Origin of the sequence: Streptomyces milbemycinicus (assembly GCF_002154605.1) — a bacterium.
GTDB classification, from domain to species: Bacteria; Actinomycetota; Actinomycetes; order Streptomycetales; family Streptomycetaceae; genus Streptomyces; species Streptomyces milbemycinicus.
In genome coordinates this window covers 1-1,458 of the sequence record NZ_MUNE01001122.1, presented here as the reverse complement: position 1 = coordinate 1,458, position 1,458 = coordinate 1, and the positions used below count along the sequence as shown (strand labels likewise).

Sequence of the window (1,458 nt, the reverse complement as noted above, 5' to 3'; positions counted from 1 at the left end):
GCTGGGCGAGGACACCGCCGATCGCCTCGAACTCCCGGCGCTCGGCGGTGTCCTCGCCCAGCTCGATCCAGGCGCCGCCGATCTCGTCGTCGGTGAAGGTGTCCATGGTGTCCGGCGCGAGGACGTCGAGCAGATCCGCGTTGGCGGGGTCGGCCAGCCGGGCGGCCAGCAGCTCCCGCAGGCCGCGGACCAGCGCCGCCCGGCTGGACAGGTCCAGGCCCGCGTCGGCGAGCAGGCCGGGGTCCAGCCGGTGGAGGCCCTCGGCGAGCGCGTGGAAGAAGGCGTCGCCGTCCCTGGGCACATCGAGGAGGGCGAACCGCTCGCCGTCCGGGGCGATGAGCGCCGCCGGGTCCTCGTCGCCGTCCTCCTGGGTGTAGCGCGGCGCGTCCTGTGTGTCGGTGTCCGCGGTGTCCTCGGCGGTGGGCTTCGTCGGGTCCGTGAATGTCACCTCGGGCGGCTTGGGCAGCCCGTCGAGCCGGGCGCGGCCCTCCCCGGTGGCGTTGAGCCGGTGCCAGCGGGTCAGCCGGTCGGCGGCGGTGCGCACCCGGTGGTATTCGGTGGCCAGCGCCTCGGCGGTCGCCTGGAGTTCGTCGAGGGTGCCCTGCCAGGTTTGCAGGGCCTCCTGGGCCGCGTCCCGGGTGTCAATCGCCCTGCGCTCCGCGACCATCGCGGCCTGGAGTTCCCGCGCGGTCCGCCCGCGCTCGGCGGCCGTGGTCCGCTCGGCCTCGGCCACCCGCTCGGTGGCCGCGGACCGCAGCTCGGCCGCCCTGGTCTCGGCGGTGGCGAGGTCGCGGAGGGCGTCCGCCAGGGCCTCGCGCTGGAGTTCGGCCCAGCCGTCGTGTTCGGGTGCGGCGTCCGCGGCCGCGCCGCGCTCCTGCTCGACGCGCCGTCGCGCGTCGGCCACCAGCTCACGGGCGGCGCGGTCCGCCTCCACGGCGGCGGCCCTGGCGTCCACCAGCGGCCGCCGCGCCGCCACCTCCGCGTCACGCGCCTCGGTCAGCTGCCGCTGGAGGTCCCGCAGTTCACGCTCCGTCCTGGCCAGGGTGTCACGTGGTCCGGAGCCCTGCCGACGGCGCTCCTCCCAGTACTTCTCGTCGGCCTCGGTCCAGGCCTTGGCCGCCTCTTGGACGGCGTCCCACGCCTTCCCGGCCTCCGCGGGGAAGTTGGTGTCGTCGATCAGGCCGAGTTGGCGGGCCACGTCCTCCCGCACCCAGGCGATGACGGCGGCGTCGGTCTCGAACGCCTGCCGTCCGGCGGAGCCGAAGTGGCCCGGCATGAGCTTGTGGAACGGGGAGGCCACCATCCGCCCGATGGCGCTGTCCCTGATGTGCCGGTGGACGGTGGCGCTGCTGAGCCAGGTGGTGGGGACCACGAAGAGGAAGGCGCGGGATACAACCGCGACTTCATGGCGGAGATCTCCGTCAACGACGGCGAGGACCGCGCCTTCCTCTTCGTGGT

General features: G+C 74.9%; 1 pseudogene. It reads right to left on the bottom strand.

Annotation, left to right across the window (positions count from 1 at the left end):
* A pseudogene (locus tag CCN51_RS55570) lies at positions 1-1,303 on the bottom strand (hypothetical protein); the annotation flags it as partial.
* Positions 1,304-1,458 lie beyond the last annotated feature (155 nt).